The sequence below is a fragment of the Chryseobacterium sp. Bi04 genome (assembly GCF_918698085.1).
Taxonomy (GTDB): Bacteria; Bacteroidota; Bacteroidia; order Flavobacteriales; family Weeksellaceae; genus Chryseobacterium.
This window is the reverse complement of sequence record NZ_CAKKLP010000002.1, coordinates 177,261-196,557: the sequence shown is the minus strand read 5'-3', so window position 1 is coordinate 196,557 and position 19,297 is coordinate 177,261. Positions and strand designations below refer to the sequence as shown.

Genomic DNA, 19,297 nt, shown 5'->3' with positions numbered 1-19,297 from the left:
CCTTAACGCTTTTCCGGAAAAAGGAATCAATAATGTTCTGGTCATTCTTAATGAGTCTAATTTCGAGCCTGCCTATTTTAATTACAGTGCAGAAACGTTAACAAGATTCAAGGATTCCAGATACCAGTTTTTTGATAAAAATTTTAAATTGATAAATTCCCCGGTTACACAGGATAATATCACAGATTATAAATATGCTGTAAAGTCTGATAAAGTAATTACCGCATCTGATAAAGTAGAACTTGAAACTCCTTTTAAAATCTGGGACCCTTCAAAAGGGATTAAAATCTTTTCATTTACCCTGCATTTCTATAGCCTGATGTTTGTTTTTGCATTTGGTTTCGGATACATTGTAATGACAAGGATATTCAAAATCGACAATATAAACCAAAAATACCTGGAACCTCTTTTCACATGGACATTGATAGGTACCATTCTTGGAGCAAGATTAGGACATGTTATTTTCTACCAGCCTGAGCTTTTTAAAGAAGACTTCTGGAGTGTATTTTTACCCATCAGCACAAAAAACGGTTTAAAATTCACCGGTTTCTCCGGACTGGCAAGCCATGGAGCAGCTATCGCTCTCATCATGACTACTTTATACTATTCATTTAAAATCATCAAGAAAAACCCTTTTTGGGTATATGACAGATTGGGTATTGTAGTAGCTTTAGGGGGAACTTTTGTAAGAATGGGAAATTTTTTCAATTCAGAAATCTTAGGAAAACAGGCAGACCCCAATTCTCCTTTCGCTTTACTTTTCCCTCAGCAAAGCAGTGAATATGGTATTACAGTACCGCGCTACCCAAGCCAGTTATTTGAAGCTGTCGGATACTTTGCTCTTTTCATTTTGCTATGGGTATTGTACAGAAAAACAGATAAAAAATACCAACAGGGTTGGTTATTTGGCTTATTCTTTATCATTCTTTGGGCGATCAGATTCTTTGTAGAGTTCTTAAAAGAACCACAAGGGGATGAATTTATCCAGATAGGAGGTTTGAATACCGGGCAGGTTCTTTCTATTCCATTTATGATCGCCGGAGTTATTATCATGATTGTTTCTAAAAAATTCAAAATTACTCCTGAAGAAAACGGAAAACCGGAGTAAGCTAAAAGGCAAAAAAAACAGATTTATTCAGCAGGATGGCAGCATCCAATACTGAAGATCTCAGATATTATATAAAAAGGCAAATTTGTAACTACAAATTTGCCTTTTTATATAATTGATCACCGATTTTAAAGGTTCTTCGCTGCTCTTTTGTTCAGCTCATTAAAAACATTTCCTAATTCATCAATAACATCCGTGGGAAGCATCGCTTCTTTTGAATGTCTGGCAGAGGCAAAATCAGCGGCCTTTCCATGAAGCCATACTCCCAATATGCATGCATGCTCTTCAGCATATCCTTGTGCTAAAAGAGATGTGAGAATTCCGGTTAGTATATCTCCACTTCCTCCTTTTGCAAGCCCTGCGTTTCCGGTTATATTATAAAAAACATTCCCTTCCGGGGTAACAACCTGCGTATGATGATCTTTTAAAACGATATAAATATTCAGTAATTCTGCTTTTTTCCGAGCCAGTTCCAATCTTTCAAATGAGTTTTTTGTACTCCCGAATAATCTTTCAAATTCTTTTGGATGTGGGGTAATAATAGATTTTTCTGGAATTAAACTACTGTTTTTCTCTTCTTTCGAAAGGATATTTAAAGCATCAGCATCCAGAACCAATGGGTTGGAATAGTCTTTCAGAAATTTCAACAAATTTCTTTCTGTCTCCGGGTCGGTTCCTAAGCCAGGACCAATTCCATAAACCGCATCTGAATCTGTATCAAAATTCTTTATAAAATTCTCGCCTCCTTTTATAAACATCGCTTCCGGACAAACGGTTTGTACTATTTCATAACCACATTCAGGAGCCAGAGTAAAAGTTAAGCCCGCTCCTGACCTTAAGGCAGCTTTTGTGGCCAATACTACAGCCCCTATTTTCCCATAGCTTCCGCCAACAATATTCACTTTACCATAGCTCCCTTTGTGAGAAAACTCTTCTCTGGGAATAAAAATAGAATCAACAATTACATCATCAGCCACGAAGTACCTGGTATCTGTTGCTTCATAATATTGCTTATCAAGCCCAATATCCAGAATAATTACTTTGCCGGTATATTTTCCTGCTTCAGGATGCAGAAAACTTCTCTTCCAGCACTGAAAGCTTAGGGTATAGTCAGCTTTCAGAATTACAGAATCTTCCTTAAACATTTTATCAGCAGGCATTCCGGACGGAATATCTATTGAAACTTTGCTGTTCCTTTTTGCATTTAACTGCTTCACAAGCATTTTATATTCGCCTTCTAAAGGTCTTGATAAACCCGTTCCCAGAAGGGCATCCACAATCAGTGTTTTATCATCATAATAATCATCAATATCGCTGAACTTTCTGACAGAAATCCCGGAAAAATCCCGGAGCCGTTTCATATTCACCGATGCATCTCCTGACAATTTTCCTTTGGGATCATGCACAAATACATCTACATCAAAACCTTTCGTGTAAAGCATCCTTGCAACAGCCAATCCATCACCTCCATTATTCCCGTTCCCACAAAATACAGCCACTTTTTTATGGTTCTTACAATTTTCAGATATCCAACCGGCAACAGCCATAGAAGCTCTTTCCATCAGCTGAACCGAGGTTATGGATTCATTGGAAATACTGGCCTGATCCCAATTCCGTATTTGTTCTGTAGTAAATATTTTCATAGAAGACCTTAAAGTTGTAAGCAAATTACAAAAGATTTTCCATATGGCTTATTCAAAGAAATAAGACCTCAAAAGACTATTTGCTTCATGATCATTCGCTTATTCATATCTTTCTTTATCATTTTGAGGTAAAATATCAGCCACCTTAGACTTTATACCATTTACTGAGGTGCCAGCCTGTAATACATCTGTTGTACCGTGTAAAAGATTATGGGGGAAAGGCAATTGAGGCATTGACAATAGGTTCAGTAATTTTAATTCTTCTTCAGATAATTTCAGCGCTGAGGCTTTTATATTCTCCTCTAGCTGATTCAATGTTCTTGCTCCAAGCAACGTTGAGCTAATACCTTTCTGCTGCATTACCCAGGCAATGGCAATGGCAGAAACAGGAATATTCCTTTCTTTCGATATCATTTGAAGCATGTCAATTATTTCATAGGTTCCTTCGGTAAGCTCAGGATTTAGTCTGCTATCATTCCTCTGACTCATCTTTTGTCCTTTATTTTCTCTGCTATATTTACCACTCAAAAGGCCCTCCTTTAACGGAGACCAGGGCATGATCCCTAATCCCATTTCCAAAGCCATGGGGATTAATTCATTTTCTACCGAACGTTCTAATAAAGAATATTCTAATTGTAGACCAATAAAAGGTGCCCATCCACGGAATTTGGAGATCATTTGGGCTTCTGTTATTTTCCATGCCGGTGTATCAGAAACAGCGATATAGCGTATTTTACCCTCTCTAACCAAGTCATTAAGTGTTGAAATCGTTTCTTCAATAGGGGTATGCGGATCAAATGCATGCATCCAATATAAATCAATATAATCAGTTTTCAAACGTCTTAAAGAACTCTCCAGGGCCTGTATAATAGTCTTTCTTCCTGCGCCTCCACCGTTGGCATCGTAGGGAAACATATTTCCCCAAAACTTGGTTGATAACACCAATGCATCCCGGCGAATAATTTTCTTAGCCAGAAAGTCTCCGATGATTTTTTCTGAATGCCCCTTTGTATAAATATTAGCTGTATCAATTATATTTCCACCCTGATGAATATAATATTCTAAAATCTGATGGGCGTCTGCGGGATTTGTTCCCCAGCCCCAATCTTCACCGAAAGTCATTGTACCTAACGTAAGCGGACTAATTTTTAATCCCGACTTCCCTAATGTTCTATAATCTGCCAAACTCATAAAATATTTTTTTAAAGTTTTTACCAAAATTATAGCAAGCTTAACGATGAGAATAGCTGCAATCAATCCAAGTCTATCGAAAATCAATCCACAATCAATATACCGATCCTCTATTTTAATACATTTGTAAAATGAACAATTCTGACGCCATATATGATTTCTACAAAAAGAAAAACATCAATATACCCACTCATTATCAATGGGGTACGGGATATTTTGACGTTATAAAAATTAACGATTTACAAAGGCGGGAAGAGCTTATTTCGTCATTATCCTTTACCAGAAAAAATCTATACAAAATCAAATTGATAAAAGGGAAATGCAGGTGTCATTATGCTGCTAAGACTATTGAAATAAACCAATATGCACTGATGTTTATCAATCCCACTATTCCTTTTTTACTGGAAGAGAGCAATAATGAACCCATAGAAGAGTTTTTCTGCCTATTTAATGAAGAGTTTTTCAGCAATTACGGAAATATAAAAGAATATCCTGTATTTCAGAATACACAGGAAAATATTTTTGACCTATCAGAAATACAATATCTTGAATTTGAAAATACGCTGATCAAAATACAGGCAGAACTTTCATCAAACTACAATTTCAAATTTGATGCAGTCCGGAACCTGACCTACGACCTTATTCATACTATTATGAAGATGAATAAAGTTCCTGCTAAATCTACTGTAAGAAAAGATGCAGACAACCGTATTACTTTACTTTTTGAAGAACTTCTTGCCATGCAGTTTCCACTGCACTCAGCAACAGATTATATCAAATTCAGGAAACCCCGGGATTTTGCAGCCCAGCTTTCTATTTCTATCAATCATTTAAATAAAGCTGTAAAGCGTACACGTAATAAAACCAGTTCTGAAATCATCACAGAAAGAATCTTGCAGGAAGCCCAGATTTTGCTGAAACTAACAGATTGGTCAATTTCTGAAATAGCTTATCTGTTAGGTTATGAAACACCATCCCGTTTTACTTTTACATTTCGGAAAAAAATTGGTATTCCTCCACTGCTTTATAGAAAGTATCAGGTCCAATACAATAATAACCCTTGAATATGCATACTTTTATGCCTGTTTAAAAACCTCATCAATTAGGATTACTTTTACTTTAAATTCTTATTTTTCCAGAATAAAAAACATTATAAAGTAACGTTTTTTACATTTTTAAATTATATTTTTGTGTGTATACTAATTAAAAAAATATAAATTATGGGATTTATTAAAGAATTTAAAGCTTTTGCTTTTAAAGGAAATGTTCTCGATCTGGCTGTCGGTGTTATCATTGGGGCTGCATTTGGTAAAATCGTTACCTCTTTAGTGGAGGATGTTGTCACTCCTTTATTACTAAACCCTGCACTGAAAGCAGCGGGAGCTGAAAATATCTCTAAGCTTACCTGGAATGGTGTTGCCTATGGAAATTTTCTTTCTGCCGTTATCAGCTTCCTATGTATTGCAATGGTTCTTTTCTGGATCATTAAAGGGGCCAACAAAATCAGCAAGAAGGAAGAAGTGGCACCTGCAGGACCTACAGAAGATCAAAAACTATTAGCAGAAATCAGGGACTTACTGAAAAGCAAAAACACTCTATAATAAAGACATTAATTGCTGTCATACGGCAATTAGGCTATAAAAAAAAGCGGGTTCATTTTTTGAATCCGCTTTTCTATTTCATTTATTGATTATTGAATCTGTAAAATACTTGAAATCTGTTCTGCTAAAGAAAGTCCTATTCTATCCTGAGCCTCAAGTGTAGAAGCACCTGTATGAGGAGTCAGAGAGATTTTAGAGTGATTCAGAATTTCCTTAGAAGGCGTTGGCTCATTAATGAAAACATCCAATCCTGCAAATTTCACTTTTCCGGAATCCAATGCTTCAATTAATGCTGCTTCATCAATAACTCCCCCTCTGGAACAGTTAACAACAGCAACCCCGTCTTTCATGATATCAAACTCATTTTTACCAATCATATATCCGTCTTTCTGAGCAGGAACATGTAAAGTAATAAAATCTGAATGTTTCAGAACCTCCTGTAAAGGCTCCGTTTCTATATCTACATTGATAAACTGGTTATTATAGAATTTCACCTTAATACTGGCCTTTCCTACGTTATTATCAGCGGCAACAACTCTCATACCAAGTCCCAGCGCAATTCTGGCAACTTCCTGTCCTATCCTTCCCATTCCTACAATTCCAATGGTTTTTCCTCTCAGCTCGATACCGGCAGCATATGCTTTTTTAAGTCCCGCAAATTCTGTATCTCCTACTAAAGGCATTTTCCTGTTGGAATCCTGAAGGAATCTTGCTCCTGAGAATAAATGTGCAAAAACAAGCTCAGCCACTGATTCTGAGGAAGCCGATGGGGTATTGATTACATGAATCCCTTTTTCCCGTGCATAAGCTACATCAATATTATCCATACCAACTCCTCCTCTTCCTATGATTTCAATAGAAGGGCAACCGTCGATAATATCTTTTCTTACCTGTGTTGCACTTCGTACCAATAAAGTACGGATCTTATGCTCATTAATGTAATCCACCAAAAACTCCTGTGGAACTTTTGCCGTAATGACTTCAAAGCCTTTTTCTGCTAATGCATCAATTCCTGATTGATCCAGGCCATCGTTTGCTAAAACTTTCATAAATACAACTATATTTAAAATTAAAAAGATTTAAAAATTAAAGAGATAGGCTCCCATTTAATTTTTAAATCTTCGAATTATATTTTTTTATTCCCCGTCTTCTTTGAATACTTCGATAGTCACTTGCTTTTCTACCAAATCCGTAAATCTGCCTTTGTATCTTGTAGCTCTTACCAGGTGATTATCTATCCAGTGATAGTTTCCGCCTCTTGGTTTTCCACAGAGTACACTGTGGTATTTGAAGCCGTGCTTATCCAGCCAGTCAATAGTAATTTGTTTAAGATTTTCTGTTCTTGAAGTAAAAAAACAGATCTGGTGTCCTTCATCATACCATTTGTTTACTGTTGCTAATGCATCCGGGTAAGGTTCGCAGGTAACCATTCTTTCGGGTTCTTCATTAGGAACATCATCTGTAATGGTTCCATCAATATCAATTAAATAATTTTTTACTCCATCCTTAAGAATAGGACTTAAGTGCTCTATGTATTCTAATTCCATCGGTTAACATTAAGGAACAAAGTTAGCGTTTTTACAACTATCACGCACATGAATCTTAGTTTATGTTAAAAATTTACTACAAAAAACACTATTTAATGAATAATATAAACATTTTATTCATCATTTTATCACTTCTGATTAAAAATTTTCGTTTCATAAATTCATTTTATACTGGGAAATATAATATTTAGACCAGAAACAAGTTTAAAGTTCATTTTTTAAAATAAACCCCAGACAAATAGCTTCTCTTTAAAAATGAGGTCACTTGATTTTTTTCATTTTTTTTAACGTTATTCTCATCGCTTATTTCTGAATTTCGTTATAAACGCATGATGTTTATCTAAAAATTTCCAAAATACATTTATTACGCTTACATTTGTAGAAATGGAAGAATTAGTAGTTTTAGTAAATTCTGAAGATGAAGTTCTGGGTTTGATGGAAAAACAGCAGGCTCATATCAACGGCTTATTACACCGTGCTTTTTCTGTTTTTCTATTTAACAGTAAAGGAGAAATGCTTCTTCAAAAAAGAGCTTCGGGAAAATACCACTCCCCCAATCAATGGACCAATGCTGTATGTTCTCATCCCAGAAAGGAAGAAACATACCTGGAGGCAGCAAAACGCAGGCTGTATGAGGAATTGGGTATTGAAACAGAACTTTCAGAAAAATTCAATTTTATCTATAAAGCTGATGTAGGTGGAGGCCTTTGGGAGCATGAACTCGATCATGTCTTCGTAGGAAACCATGAGTCTGAATCTGACTTTAATCTGAATACAGATGAAGTGCAAGAAGTAAGATTCATATCTCCGGAAAATCTGGATAAAGAAATGACTGAAGCTCCTGAAAATTTTACCGAATGGTTTAAGATCATTCTTGAAGAATACAAACACCATTTTTAAAAGATGAAAAAAATACTGCTTGTATCCGCTTTATTTTCCGGAAGTTTATTTTTTGCTCAGAAAGCAAAAGCTTACGACAGCACCAATTATTCTATCAATGTTCCGGAAGGCTGGAAATCTACCAATGACAGTGATATTGTCAACATTTTTCCTACCAACGAAATCGGAGCTATTACTATTTCGGAATATCACGATCTGGGCCTTCCAAAAGAAGAAATGAAAAAATTTATTCTGGCACTGTATAAATCAGAAGATCCTGAGAATAAAATAAAGGAAAATAAAAGTAAAAAAGGATATACTGAATATTTCTACGAATATTTTGATGAAAAAGAAAAGCTTTTCTGGATTACCAGAGCTTTTCAAAAAGACAAAGATCTTTATCTGGTAACGATCAACTGTGGCCAGAAATTCTGGAACGGAAATTATATGACCCTTTTTAATGAGACTTTCAACAGTTTTAAAATAAAGAAATAAAATTAAATATGAAGAAAACAGCCTTGTACGACACTCATGTTTCTTTAGGAGCTAAAATCGTACCTTTTGCAGGTTTTGAAATGCCTGTTCAATATTCAGGAGTAACGGAAGAACATTTTGCAGTAAGAGAAAAAGCAGGATTATTTGATGTTTCCCACATGGGACAATTTTTCATCGAAGGTCCCGGTTCAAAAGAACTTTTACAGTGGGTAACCACCAACAATGTAGATGCTCTGGAAAACGGAAAAGCTCAGTATTCATGTCTTCCTAACGAAGATGGTGGTGTTGTGGATGACCTTATCGTTTACAAAATGGAAGATGATAAATATTTTGTGGTTGTCAATGCTTCAAATATAGATAAAGACTGGAATCATATTTCAAAATATAATACTTTCGGGGCAACAATGACCAATGCGTCTGATGAGATGTCTTTATTGGCAATTCAGGGGCCTAAGGCTACGGAAATCCTTCAGAAGCTTACAGAAGTTAATCTTTCTGAAATCCCTTACTACCATTTTACAGTAGGAAGTGTGGCTGGAGTGAATGACATTATCATTTCAAACACAGGATATACCGGAAGCGGAGGTTTTGAGATCTATTTTAAAAATGAAAGCGCAAAACAGCTTTGGGACGAGATCATAAAAGCGGGTGAAGCTGAAGGAATTATCCCATGTGGATTAGCTTCCAGAGACACTTTACGATTAGAAAAAGGATTCTGTCTGTATGGAAACGATATTGACGATACTACTTCTCCTATTGAAGCTGGCTTAGGATGGATTACAAAATTTGATAAAGATTTTGTTTCCAAAGATATTTTTGCAAAACAAAAAGAAGAAGGCGTTACAAGAAAGTTAGTTGGATTTGAATTACAGGATAAAGGGGTTCCAAGACATGACTACCCTGTTGTAGATGAAGAAGGCAATGTAATTGGAAAAGTAACTTCCGGAACGCAGTCTCCAATGAAGAAGATAGGTTTAGGTCTTGCTTATGTAGACAAGCCTCATTTCAAATTAGGTTCTGAGATCTTTATTCAGGTAAGAAATAAAAATATTCCTGCAAAAGTGGTGAAAGCTCCTTTTGTATAGTATCAATACACAAAAAAGCCGCAGTTTAATTAAACTGCGGCTTTTTTATTTTACAGAGAAAGTACATTAAAACAATCTCTACACTTTCAGATTTCACAATCATCTGCAATAGCAGCAGAAAGATCCGTCTGATGTACACACATCACCTACTCCGGGATGACCTGATTCTACACCACCAGCTTCTCCACAAAGTGTATAGCAGGTTAACGGAATTTTTATTCCGCCGCTTATCTGTTTCAATTCTGATCTGTTAAGATTCTTTGACTTTAAAAAGCTTTTCATAGTAATAATTTTTTGATAAAACAAATGTAATCAATTAATGGATTCAAAAACTTTATTATTTCAAAAACAAATTAAAAATCAATCATTTACCTATATTAAAGCATATATATTTCAAAATAGGTAGCTTAAATTAATTTTAAAAAAAATCTTGTAGTGCCTCTATATTTTTCTTATCATTTCCTATAAATATCTCCTTATCAGTAAGGAAAACCGGTCTTTTTAAGAATGTATAATGGTCCAATAGCAGCTCTTCAAAATCTTTTTCAGTTAAAGACTTCAGATCCAGTTCTCTCAGTTTAATCTGGGTTGATTTTTTACTGAACAATGCCTCATAAGACTTCGCTCTCTTATGCATTTCCGTCAGCTCTTCTCTTGTAATTGGTTCTTTTTTTATCTCGCGAAGCTCCCAGCCTTTAAGATCAAATTTTGCTAAAATCTTTCTGCAGGTATCACATGTATTAAGGTGAAATACTTTTTTCATTATTTTTCCAAATCTTTTATTGTTAAAATTCTCATTCGTAAGAATTTCCTTTTCCAAAAGTAGGATTTAATCTAAAACTTTGAAAATTATTAAATAACTTTATTAAAATTTTATAAGATGCAGAACAAACCTATTACTTTTCAGTTTATTTCAGAGCCTTCGGATGTTAATTATGGGGGAAATGTACATGGAGGAAGTGTCATGAAATGGATTGATCAGGCAGGATATGCCTGTGCTACAACCTGGAGCGGAAATTACTCTGTGACAGTATATGTGGGCGGCATTCGTTTTTATGATCCTATTAAGATAGGTGAGGTAGTAAAAGTAGATGCACAGGTCATCTTTACCGGAACCTCAAGTATGCATATTTCAATCAACGTTTTTTCACGAAATCTGAAACAGCCCACCTTTGATAAAAAAACCCATTGTATCATCGTCTTTGTTGCAGTAGATGAAAACGGAAAAAAGCTTCCTGTTCCTAAATGGATTCCTGAAACTGAGGAGGAAAAACAGCAGGAGAAGTATGCCAAACGTCTGATGGAGCTGAGAACGCAGATTGAGGATGAGATGAAGCCTTTTCTGTAATACAGGATAAAAGGCTGAATAAGGAGTACATATAAAAACTGCTATTTAGATTAATACCCGTACCACTTCATTTGATATATAGTATGAGAAATGCTTTCACATTATCTGCTTTGCTGATCATTATTTTATGCCAGTCCCAGACCTATCGGTTCATCTATGAAATGCAATATAAGATGGATTCTACAGAAAACGGGCTTGAAAAGCTGAATATGATTCTGGATATCGGCTCTAAAGAAGTAAAGTTTTATGGGCAAAACCTGGCTATTACGGATTCTTTGAATAAAAAATTCGGGAGAAACTCTGGTTATACGGACATGTCCGGCCAGGTGATAAAAAGGAAAATCAACTCTTTTGATAATGAAAATTACATCAATATCAAGGAAGGATATTATACTTTTAAGACAACGGATAAAATCAATTGGACCATTTCTAATGAAATTAAAAAATCTGAAAATTATACCTTGCAAAAAGCCAGCACAAAATTCGGGGGAAGAAGCTGGACGGCCTGGTTTTGTAAGGATATTCCTTTTAATGAAGGTCCATTTAAATTTCGTGGTCTTCCGGGCTTAATTTTTGAACTCTCAGATACAAAGAAAAATTTCATGTATACTCTTCTCAAAAGCCAGGAACTGCCAGATGCCTATTCTACTGAAAATTTTGTAGAATCCAACTTTGGAAATAAAGCAGTTCCCATTAACGAAAAACAAAAATATAAGCTGACCATGGACTTTTACAATGATCCTTTTGCCTTTGAAAGAAATAATTTCAGCAAAACAGATACTGATTTAAAGATTAATATTAATGGAAAAGAAATCCATAATGTTGATGAGCTGAATACCCAAACCAAAAGCATGCAGGAAGTGATCAGGAAATACAATAATCCTCTTGAAATTGATAAAGCAGTGCATTATCCAAAATAGAGAGCGAATTGCGGAACCCTTTCAACCACAAAAGTCACAAAAGCTTTTATTTTAACCACTTTAGTTCATTTAAGCCAGTTAAAATAGTGCTGTATAAAAGTTCAAATAATTTTTGAAAATCTATGATTTTCTTTTCTTTTGAGTTCAGGGGATAAAATTCAGTTTATTTTATTGTTCATTGTATGGGCCATTCTTAGGTGAACAAAGGATACACCATCTTTATCATTCCGGTAGTAATCTGAATTGTTTCTCAAATAATACTGTTGAGATTTCTACCGGAGTGGCTAAGCATATGAATAAATGGAGTACCAGTTTTATGGTTAAAAATTGTAATACCTCTGTACCTGTCAAATATTTTTTTTGAAAAACAGATTCTTCTTTTTATATTTGTATCATCAAAAGGAAATGGTGTTCTTCCTTCCCCAACCGCTTTATAAAAGCTGATGACGCCTGATTGAGAGATTATGAACAATAACTAATCAGGATTATCATGTCAAAAAATAAAAGAACATTTGGTAAAAAAGCCGTTTTCCACACTCATTTTTTCTTCAGAAAATTCCCTGCACTGCCTTACATTTTAAAATGGCTGTTGATCAGCAGTATTATTGGTATTCTGGCAGGAACTGCTTCGGCAGGCTTTTTACAGTCGTTGGAATGGGCAACCAATTTTAGGGAAAACCATCTTTGGATGATTGCATTACTTCCTGTAGCTGGTTTTCTGATCGGGCTTCTATACTATTATTTTGGAAAAGATGTTGAGGCAGGAAATAATCTTCTGATCGATAGCATCCATAATCCAAAAGAGACTATTCCCTTTAAAATGGCTCCATTTGTTTATCTTGGAACAGTTGTCACTCATTTATTCGGGGGTTCTGCAGGCCGTGAAGGGACTGCTCTTCAGATGTCAGCCGCTATTGCAGACCAGCTCAGTAAGCCTTTTAAACTTGACAGGAATGAAAGACAAACAGTACTGATTGCTTCAATTGCTGCAGGTTTTGGATCTGTTTTCGGAACACCGTTGGCAGGGGCAGTTTTTGGGCTTGAAGTTTTTCTTATCGGGAAGATACGTTATAATGCTATTTTTCCAGCTTTTGCTTCGGCTATATTAGCAGACTGGACAACCAATCTATGGAATGTTAAGCATACCCATTATCATATTCACTTTATTCCTAAGCTAGAATTTCTGCCCATTTTGTACAGTATTCTGGCCGGAATAGCTTTTGGGATCTGTGCTGCAGGCTTTAGCAAGGTTATCCATTGGGCAGGATCGTTTTTCAAATCAGGAATTCAGTATCCGCCACTTCGTCCGGTGGCCGGAGGTATTATTGTAGCGCTGGCTGTTGTTGCACTGGGCACCACCAGGTATATTGGACTCGGTGTTCCTGTCATTGTAGAGTCTTTTGAAAAACAACTTCCCTTATATGATTTTGCTTTGAAAATGATCTTTACCATCGTTACCCTCGCAGCAGGATTCAAAGGGGGTGAAGTCACTCCTCTATTCTTTATAGGGGCCACGCTGGGAAGTGCTTTATCTCTATTCATCCCGCTTCCGTTTGGGTTATTGGCCGGAATGGGCTTTGTAGCGGTATTTGCCGGAGCCACCAATACACCCTTGGCCTGTATATTAATGGGAATTGAGCTGTTCGGAGCTGAATGTGGTGTTTATGTAGCAATTGCCTGCATTGTTTCTTATCTCCTTTCAGGAAATAACAGTATTTACAGTAAACAAAAAATAGGAGCTGCTAAAAACAGAAGATTCGAAAGCCGGCAGGATCAATCTATTTCGGACTTTTTGTGATGTAAAATGTGAAAGTCTAATGTATAAAAATAATACTGTATAGTATCACATTAAAACTCTCAAACTCTCAAACTCTCAAACTCTCAAACTCTCAAACCCTCAAACCCTCAAACTCAAATAGCACTCGTATCTTCTAACTTATAAGTATAATTCATACCTTTGCAGCATGTTCGATTACAGGTTAAAAGTTTTCCATACTGTGGCTTCCAGACTAAGCTTTACCAAAGCTTCGGAGGAACTTCATATTTCTCAACCGGCTGTCACAAAGCACATCAAAGAGATTGAAAATCAACTGTCTGCAAAATTATTCGACCGTAAAGGAACTTCTATAGAACTGACTCAAAGTGGAAAAATCCTCTATGAATATGCTGAAAAAATCAGAGGACTGTATCGGGATCTTGAATTTGAAATCAGCCAGGTTAACCAACAGCACAAAGGAAAACTGATCATTGGGGCGAGTACAACCGTTGCCCAGTATATTCTTCCTGAAATTTTAGCAAAATTCAATACTTACTATAAAGATATTAAGATTGAGCTTCTTACAGGAAATACTGAAGCTATTTCTGTTCTTTTAAAAGAAGAAAAAATAGATTTAGGAATCATTGAAGGTGAATCTCAATCTTCTTACTTCGATTATAAGTCTTTTAAATCTGATGAAATTGTATTGGCTGCAAAAACCAATCATTCATTAGCCAACAAAACTTTAAGTATAAAAGACCTATACACTATCAATATGATTTTCAGGGAACAAGGTTCTGGAACACTTGAATTTATACAAAACAGGCTCAGGGATAACGGAGTTAATATCAATGAATTAAATACTGTTATACAGCTGGGAAGCAGTGAAAGCATCAAAAATTATCTTCTTCATTCAGACTGTATGGCTTTCCTCTCCATCAGTACCATTCTTAATGAACTGAAAAATAATATCCTAACCGTCGTTGATATAAAAAGCTTTAGTATTGAAAGGGATTTCCACTTTATCCTTCCAAAAGGGGAACAATCTGAGCTGATAAAGCTTTTTCTGAGGTTTGCTGAGTTATAATGTAAAAATGTACAATATATAATGTACAATGTAAAAAGTATAATGTATAATGTATAATGTATCATGTAGCCTGATTAAGTATTTGAATTTTAAGTTATAACTTCTAGTTATCCAATATAACAAAATACAATTTACTTTGTAATACTATATTGCCGAATTTTGAAGCATAATTTAAAGTTCGCAATATGAAAGATTTCATTCAATATGAAACAACACGGAAAATCGTTTTTATCATACTGGCAGTATTATGCCTTACTCCACTGATCTCCTCTCCGATAGCCCTTGCGCTGGGTTTTCTACTGGCCGTTTTCATCGGAAACCCTTTTGAAAAGCATCTTCATCAATATATCCATTTGCTATTACAAATTTCCATAGTCGGCTTAGGATTCGGATTAAAGCTGGACGAAGCTTTACATGCAGGAAAAACAGGGTTAGTATTAACGGTAGTGAGTATTCTGACCGTTATGATTTTAGGGTATTTTTTAGGAAGATTATTCAAACTTGAAAGACCGCTATCCTATCTTATTTCTGCGGGAACTGCCATTTGTGGAGGGAGTGCTATTGCAGCCGTTTCCCCTATTATTAAGCCGAGCACAAAACAGATTTCCCTGGCATTAGCAATTGTTTTTACCTTAAATTCTATTGCTTTATTTGTTTACCCGGCCATTGGACATCTGCTTAATCTCTCTCAGGAACAGTTTGGCCTGTGGTGTGCCGTGGGAATCCACGATACCAGTTCTGTAGTAGGGGCAGCCAGCAAATATGGGGATGAAGCTTTAAAAATTGCGACAACCGTAAAGCTGGCAAGGGCATTGTGGATTATCCCTGTTTCGCTGATCACCATGTTTATTTTCAAAAATAAAGAATCAAAAATAAAGATCCCATGGTTTATCGGGTATTTCATCCTTGCGATCCTGCTGAATACTTATTTTCCTTTGATGGACCGTTTCAGTAGTGGAATAACCACCTTTGCAAAATCAGGATTGAATCTGACCTTATTTTTTATAGGCTCCAGCCTTTCTATTCAAACCTTAAAAACAATAGGTATTAAACCGTTGGTTACTGCCATACTCCTTTGGGTCACCATCAGCATAGGCAGCCTTCTTTATATCATTCAATAAAAGCAGCGGCACCCTTTTGAAATCAAAAGGGTGCCGCCTGTTAAATGTGGAAATGTTTATTTCAGTTGAATAATATCTTAAAATAACCAATCGGTTAGCAAGTCATAACCTGTGGACATCCAATTAACTCAACACAGTATTTTGGTCCTGTTACAGCCCCTGTACAACTGCATCCGCAAAGTGAAGCATCCGGAGTTCCAATTCCGGAACCTCCAATACCACCTGTAATATTCTTCAGATCTTCTTTTCTTAATTTTTTAGCATTTTTAATAATGTTCATGTGATTTGATTTTAATTAAACAATATAATTTAGTTGTCTCCCAAAGTTAAACAAATATTAATTATTCGCAACATAATTTAATACAATTTTAACTAATACACTGATTTAAACCTTATTAATATATTAAAATACAAGAATAATATTTTATTATTTATTAAACAGATGTAAATATTTTATAATCCAAGATCTTATTACATTCCCTATAGGAGAAAATTCTATTCCGTAAATTCAAGGTCCTTATCATGGGTTTCTGAAATCGTAAGTGCAGAATAAAAGGCAAGCCCAAATACAACTACTCCCACAATAGCTGCGCTCCCAATTACAGAGAAATGAGCTTTAAGGGAGTCGAAAGCTAGAATCATGACAGGTACCAACCCTCTTACCATATTCGGAACGGTAGTGGTTGCCGTATTTCTGATATTAGTTCCGAACTGCTCTGCCGCTAATGTCACAAACATAGCCCAATACCCTGTTCCAAGGCCCAGCCATACGCAAAACAGGTAATATTTTGTTTCTGTATTCGTATTTCCAAACAACATAATTGCTGCTCCAATCAGCGTGAAAATCAACATATAAAATATAGCCATTTTACGTGATTTTAATGCATGAGAAATAAAACCACTCATCAGGTCACCGACAGAAATACCTACATAAGCCCACATAATTGCCTTTCCGGGGTTAAGATCCTTTATTCCAAATTCAGGAGCAAACTGATTCGCCAAAACGGCCAGAATACCTATGCAATACCAGGTAGGCAACCCTACAGCAATACATTTTAAATACCTTATCAAACGGTCTTTATTGGTAAAGAAGGAGAGAAAATCCCCTTTGGAAACACTTTTATGTTCAATATTTTTATAAATTCCGGATTCTGAGACGCTTATTCTAAGCACTAATAGCAAGATCCCCATAACTCCGCCGATGATGTAAGAGATATTCCATCCTCCAGATAATTCTACGGTCAGCTGAGCAACCACTGCACCCATTAATCCAAAACCGGCGACAACGGATGTCCCAATTGCCCTCAGACTCTTCGGCAGACTTTCAGAAACAAGGGTAATTCCTGCTCCAAGCTCTCCGGCTAATCCAATACCTGCAATGAACCTTAACCCGGCATATTGATACACTAAATGCTCTTTTGGAAAATACGGTAAAAAACCACATGCTATATTGGCTAAAGAATACACCAAAATGGAACCGAAAAGTACAGAAAGCCTGCCTTTCTTATCTCCAAAAATACCCCAGAATACTCCCCCGATCAGAAGTCCTACCATCTGACAGTTCAGAATGAAGGTTCCGTCAGCATCAGGATTGAGCCCTAATGCCTTCAGACTGGGAATCCTTACAATTCCAAATAAAAGGAGGTCGTAGATATCTACAAAATAGCCCAGGGCAGAAATAATAACGGGAATAGAGAAAATGTACTTCATTTTTGAAGACAGGGACAGTTCTTGCATTTTTAAATTTTGATAAAAATAGAAAACCTTTCAATTTCTTGAAAGGTTTTTATAAAATATCTTAATCTGATTATTATCTTGCAATATTCACAGCTCTCGTTTCTCTGATTACTGTTACTTTTACCTGTCCCGGATAGGTAAGTTCATTCTGGATCTTTTCGGAGATATCGTAAGATAGCTGATTAGCTACTTCATCATTCACTTTACCGCTTTCTACCATTACTCTTAGCTCTCTACCTGCCTGAATTGCATAAGCACTGGATACACCGTCGAAGCTTAATGCTGCAGATTCAAGATCTTTCAGTCTCTGGATATAAGATTCCAATACCTGTCTTCTTGCTCCCGGTCTTGCTCCTGAAATAGCATCGGCAACCTGGATGATCGGAGATAATAGTGACTTCATTTCAATTTCGTCGTGGTGAGCACCAATAGCATTCACTACTTCCGCGTTTTCTCCATATTTCTCAGCCCATTGCATTCCTAGTAAAGCGTGAGGAAGTTCAGATTCCTGTTCAGGCACTTTACCGATATCGTGTAACAGACCTGCTCTTTTGGCTAATTTTACATTTAATCCCAATTCAGCAGCCATTGTCGCAGCAATGTTTGCTACCTCTCTTGAGTGCTGCAGTAGGTTTTGTCCGTAAGAAGAACGGTATTTCATTCTACCCACAATTTTAATCAGTTCAGGGTGTAATCCGTGGATTCCCAAATCAATAATTGTTCTTTTTCCTACTTCAATGATCTCCTCTTCAATTTGTTTTCTTGTTTTTTCTACTACTTCTTCGATTCTTGCAGGGTGGATTCTACCATCTGTAACCAATCTGTGAAGTGACAGCCTTGCAATCTCTCTTCTTACAGGATCAAAGCATGAAAGAAGGATCGCCTCCGGGGTATCATCAACGATAATTTCTACCCCTGTGATCGCTTCTAAAGCACGGATATTTCTACCTTCTCTACCGATAATTCTACCTTTTACCTCATCAGATTCGATATTGAAAACAGATACTGAGTTTTCGATAGCCTGTTCTGTACCGATTCTCTGAATCGTCTGAATAACAATCTTTCTGGCTTCATTCTTAGCATTCAGCTGAGCTTCTTCCATAATACCCTGAACATGAGCCTGGGCTCTGGTTTTAGCTTCAGCTTTCATGGTTTCTACCAATTCAGCTTTGGCTTCTTCAGCGGTATAATTAGCAATTTTTTCAAGAACTTCAACCTTTTTAGCGGTAGCAATATCCAATTCCTGCTGTTTTCTTTCTAAAACTTCGTTTTTCTTAGAATAATCAGCAATCTGCTTATCTAAGTCTTTTTCAAGCTTTCCTACCTTACTAAGTTCGTCATTCAGTTTGTGTTCCTTGTCTTTTGTTCTTTTTTCCACTTCCTGCATTTTCTTTTCGCGGGACTGAATATCAGCATCATGCTGAGACTTCAATTCCAGGAACTTTTCTTTTGCCTGAAGGTTCTTTTCTTTCTTTATGGATTCGGCTTGTACGTTAGCTTTTTCTATAAGGTTTTCGGCATTTTTCTGTGCATCATCTATGATAAATTTTGCTTTAGTATTGAGTGAGCTCCTGGAAAAAAATATTCCTATCACCGCCCCAATAACTAAACAAATAACGCCGACTATAATGGCTGTTGTCATAATATATATTGAGTTTTAATTGTCTTATATTCAAATAAAAAAACCTACAACAATTCAGGGATTGAGAGTAAACTCCTAATCAACACGATTTGAACTGATTTCCACTATCTGTAATCCGGGAATCCGGCACGCCATTT

20 protein-coding genes and 1 riboswitch are annotated in these 19,297 nt (G+C 36.2%); of the genes, 11 read left to right on the top strand and 9 right to left on the bottom strand.

What is annotated here, in order from left to right:
* Positions 1–259 precede the first annotated feature (259 nt).
* A complete protein-coding gene (gene lgt / locus LQV47_RS05205) occupies positions 260–1,108 on the top strand; it encodes a prolipoprotein diacylglyceryl transferase (protein WP_290368638.1) in 849 nt (282 codons plus the stop codon).
* Positions 1,109–1,236: 128 nt separating this feature from the next.
* On the opposite strand, the gene LQV47_RS05200 is transcribed toward lgt, so the two are convergent.
* Together LQV47_RS05200 and LQV47_RS05195 are read right to left on the bottom strand one after the other, a co-directional pair.
* The gene (locus LQV47_RS05200) at positions 1,237–2,751 is read right to left on the bottom strand and encodes an NAD(P)H-hydrate dehydratase (protein WP_230034553.1); all 1,515 of its coding nucleotides are present in this window, start codon (positions 2,749–2,751) and stop codon (positions 1,237–1,239) included.
* Positions 2,752–2,850: 99 nt separating this feature from the next.
* On the bottom strand, positions 2,851–3,942 hold the full coding sequence (locus LQV47_RS05195) for an aldo/keto reductase (protein ID WP_230034551.1): 1,092 nt from the start codon (positions 3,940–3,942) through the stop codon (positions 2,851–2,853).
* A gap of 131 nt (positions 3,943–4,073) precedes the next feature.
* Here LQV47_RS05195 and LQV47_RS05190 point away from each other — a divergent pair, with 131 nt between their 5' ends.
* Together LQV47_RS05190 and mscL are read left to right on the top strand one after the other, a co-directional pair.
* A complete protein-coding gene (locus LQV47_RS05190) occupies positions 4,074–5,006 on the top strand; it encodes a response regulator transcription factor (protein ID WP_230034549.1) in 933 nt (310 codons plus the stop codon).
* Positions 5,007–5,162: 156 nt separating this feature from the next.
* Entirely contained in the window at positions 5,163–5,543 is a 381-nt protein-coding gene (gene mscL / locus LQV47_RS05185; protein WP_230034547.1) for a large conductance mechanosensitive channel protein MscL, read from the top strand.
* Between the two features lie 89 nt (positions 5,544–5,632).
* Here mscL and LQV47_RS05180 read toward each other — a convergent pair whose 3' ends face one another.
* Both LQV47_RS05180 and LQV47_RS05175 read right to left on the bottom strand, forming a co-directional pair.
* Positions 5,633–6,592 (bottom strand): D-2-hydroxyacid dehydrogenase, encoded by a 960-nt coding sequence (locus LQV47_RS05180; RefSeq protein ID WP_230034545.1) that lies wholly within the window; start codon positions 6,590–6,592, stop codon positions 5,633–5,635.
* Between the two features lie 87 nt (positions 6,593–6,679).
* Positions 6,680–7,090, bottom strand: a complete 411-nt coding sequence (locus tag LQV47_RS05175) for a phosphoheptose isomerase (RefSeq protein ID WP_027372827.1) — start codon at positions 7,088–7,090, stop codon at positions 6,680–6,682.
* A gap of 384 nt (positions 7,091–7,474) precedes the next feature.
* Here LQV47_RS05175 and idi point away from each other — a divergent pair, with 384 nt between their 5' ends.
* Genes idi through gcvT form a run of 3 tightly spaced genes read left to right on the top strand, consistent with a single transcriptional unit; the run spans position 7,475 to position 9,549 of the window.
* Positions 7,475–7,990 carry an isopentenyl-diphosphate Delta-isomerase gene (gene idi / locus LQV47_RS05170; RefSeq protein ID WP_230034543.1) on the top strand — a complete coding sequence of 172 codons (516 nt, stop codon included), beginning with the start codon at positions 7,475–7,477 and terminating at the stop codon, positions 7,988–7,990.
* A 3-nt stretch (positions 7,991–7,993) separates the two neighbouring features.
* Positions 7,994–8,464, top strand: a complete 471-nt coding sequence (locus LQV47_RS05165; protein ID WP_230034541.1) for a hypothetical protein — start codon at positions 7,994–7,996, stop codon at positions 8,462–8,464.
* A gap of 8 nt (positions 8,465–8,472) precedes the next feature.
* A complete protein-coding gene (gcvT, locus tag LQV47_RS05160; protein ID WP_230034539.1) occupies positions 8,473–9,549 on the top strand; it encodes a glycine cleavage system aminomethyltransferase GcvT in 1,077 nt (358 codons plus the stop codon).
* Positions 9,550–9,648: 99 nt separating this feature from the next.
* Here the strand turns inward: gcvT and LQV47_RS05155 are convergent, their stop codons facing one another.
* Complete coding sequence (locus LQV47_RS05155; RefSeq protein ID WP_230034537.1) at positions 9,649–9,831, bottom strand: hypothetical protein; 183 nt, start codon at positions 9,829–9,831, stop codon at positions 9,649–9,651.
* Between the two features lie 136 nt (positions 9,832–9,967).
* Positions 9,968–10,312 carry an ArsC/Spx/MgsR family protein gene (locus tag LQV47_RS05150; protein WP_230034535.1) on the bottom strand — a complete coding sequence of 115 codons (345 nt, stop codon included), beginning with the start codon at positions 10,310–10,312 and terminating at the stop codon, positions 9,968–9,970.
* 117 nt (positions 10,313–10,429) lie between these two features.
* On the opposite strand from LQV47_RS05150, the gene LQV47_RS05145 reads away from it, so the two are divergent.
* The 5 genes from LQV47_RS05145 (at position 10,430) to LQV47_RS05125 (ending at position 15,781) form a co-directional block, all read left to right on the top strand.
* A complete protein-coding gene (locus LQV47_RS05145; RefSeq protein ID WP_230034533.1) occupies positions 10,430–10,897 on the top strand; it encodes an acyl-CoA thioesterase in 468 nt (155 codons plus the stop codon).
* Between the two features lie 83 nt (positions 10,898–10,980).
* On the top strand, positions 10,981–11,817 hold the full coding sequence (locus LQV47_RS05140; RefSeq protein WP_230034531.1) for a GLPGLI family protein: 837 nt from the start codon (positions 10,981–10,983) through the stop codon (positions 11,815–11,817).
* 392 nt (positions 11,818–12,209) lie between these two features.
* Positions 12,210–12,277, top strand: a riboswitch (Fluoride riboswitch).
* Between the two features lie 30 nt (positions 12,278–12,307).
* Positions 12,308–13,615, top strand: coding sequence for a voltage-gated chloride channel family protein (locus LQV47_RS05135; RefSeq protein WP_230034529.1), 1,308 nt, complete (start codon positions 12,308–12,310; stop codon positions 13,613–13,615).
* Between the two features lie 166 nt (positions 13,616–13,781).
* Complete coding sequence (locus tag LQV47_RS05130; RefSeq protein WP_230034527.1) at positions 13,782–14,660, top strand: LysR substrate-binding domain-containing protein; 879 nt, start codon at positions 13,782–13,784, stop codon at positions 14,658–14,660.
* Positions 14,661–14,845: 185 nt separating this feature from the next.
* Positions 14,846–15,781: a putative sulfate exporter family transporter gene (locus LQV47_RS05125; protein ID WP_230034525.1), complete on the top strand. Its 936-nt coding sequence runs from the start codon at positions 14,846–14,848 to the stop codon at positions 15,779–15,781.
* 94 nt (positions 15,782–15,875) lie between these two features.
* On the opposite strand, the gene LQV47_RS05120 is transcribed toward LQV47_RS05125, so the two are convergent.
* The 3 genes from LQV47_RS05120 to rny form a co-directional block, all read right to left on the bottom strand.
* Positions 15,876–16,061, bottom strand: coding sequence for a hypothetical protein (locus LQV47_RS05120; RefSeq protein ID WP_047485441.1), 186 nt, complete (start codon positions 16,059–16,061; stop codon positions 15,876–15,878).
* Between the two features lie 215 nt (positions 16,062–16,276).
* Positions 16,277–17,518: an MFS transporter gene (locus LQV47_RS05115; protein WP_230034524.1), complete on the bottom strand. Its 1,242-nt coding sequence runs from the start codon at positions 17,516–17,518 to the stop codon at positions 16,277–16,279.
* Between the two features lie 73 nt (positions 17,519–17,591).
* On the bottom strand, positions 17,592–19,160 hold the full coding sequence (gene rny / locus LQV47_RS05110) for a ribonuclease Y (protein WP_230034522.1): 1,569 nt from the start codon (positions 19,158–19,160) through the stop codon (positions 17,592–17,594).
* Positions 19,161–19,297 lie beyond the last annotated feature (137 nt).

Bases quoted from the DNA above. Each gene is read 5' to 3' on its own strand.
- LQV47_RS05165 (WP_230034541.1), top strand. From the start codon at position 7,994: ATGAAAAAAATACTGCTTGTATCCGCTTTATTTTCCGGAAGTTTATTT.
- LQV47_RS05140 (WP_230034531.1), top strand. From the start codon at position 10,981: ATGAGAAATGCTTTCACATTATCTGCTTTGCTGATCATTATTTTATGC.
- LQV47_RS05190 (WP_230034549.1), top strand. From the start codon at position 4,074: ATGAACAATTCTGACGCCATATATGATTTCTACAAAAAGAAAAACATC.
- LQV47_RS05175 (WP_027372827.1), bottom strand. From the start codon at position 7,090: ATGGAATTAGAATACATAGAGCACTTAAGTCCTATTCTTAAGGATGGA.
- LQV47_RS05180 (WP_230034545.1), bottom strand. From the start codon at position 6,592: ATGAAAGTTTTAGCAAACGATGGCCTGGATCAATCAGGAATTGATGCA.
- LQV47_RS05120 (WP_047485441.1), bottom strand. From the start codon at position 16,061: ATGAACATTATTAAAAATGCTAAAAAATTAAGAAAAGAAGATCTGAAG.
- mscL (WP_230034547.1), top strand. From the start codon at position 5,163: ATGGGATTTATTAAAGAATTTAAAGCTTTTGCTTTTAAAGGAAATGTT.
- LQV47_RS05195 (WP_230034551.1), bottom strand. From the start codon at position 3,942: ATGAGTTTGGCAGATTATAGAACATTAGGGAAGTCGGGATTAAAAATT.
- LQV47_RS05135 (WP_230034529.1), top strand. From the start codon at position 12,308: ATGTCAAAAAATAAAAGAACATTTGGTAAAAAAGCCGTTTTCCACACT.
- gcvT (WP_230034539.1), top strand. From the start codon at position 8,473: ATGAAGAAAACAGCCTTGTACGACACTCATGTTTCTTTAGGAGCTAAA.
- LQV47_RS05155 (WP_230034537.1), bottom strand. From the start codon at position 9,831: ATGAAAAGCTTTTTAAAGTCAAAGAATCTTAACAGATCAGAATTGAAA.
- LQV47_RS05200 (WP_230034553.1), bottom strand. From the start codon at position 2,751: ATGAAAATATTTACTACAGAACAAATACGGAATTGGGATCAGGCCAGT.
- LQV47_RS05145 (WP_230034533.1), top strand. From the start codon at position 10,430: ATGCAGAACAAACCTATTACTTTTCAGTTTATTTCAGAGCCTTCGGAT.
- LQV47_RS05125 (WP_230034525.1), top strand. From the start codon at position 14,846: ATGAAAGATTTCATTCAATATGAAACAACACGGAAAATCGTTTTTATC.
- LQV47_RS05115 (WP_230034524.1), bottom strand. From the start codon at position 17,518: ATGCAAGAACTGTCCCTGTCTTCAAAAATGAAGTACATTTTCTCTATT.
- rny (WP_230034522.1), bottom strand. From the start codon at position 19,160: ATGACAACAGCCATTATAGTCGGCGTTATTTGTTTAGTTATTGGGGCG.
- LQV47_RS05130 (WP_230034527.1), top strand. From the start codon at position 13,782: ATGTTCGATTACAGGTTAAAAGTTTTCCATACTGTGGCTTCCAGACTA.
- LQV47_RS05150 (WP_230034535.1), bottom strand. From the start codon at position 10,312: ATGAAAAAAGTATTTCACCTTAATACATGTGATACCTGCAGAAAGATT.
- idi (WP_230034543.1), top strand. From the start codon at position 7,475: ATGGAAGAATTAGTAGTTTTAGTAAATTCTGAAGATGAAGTTCTGGGT.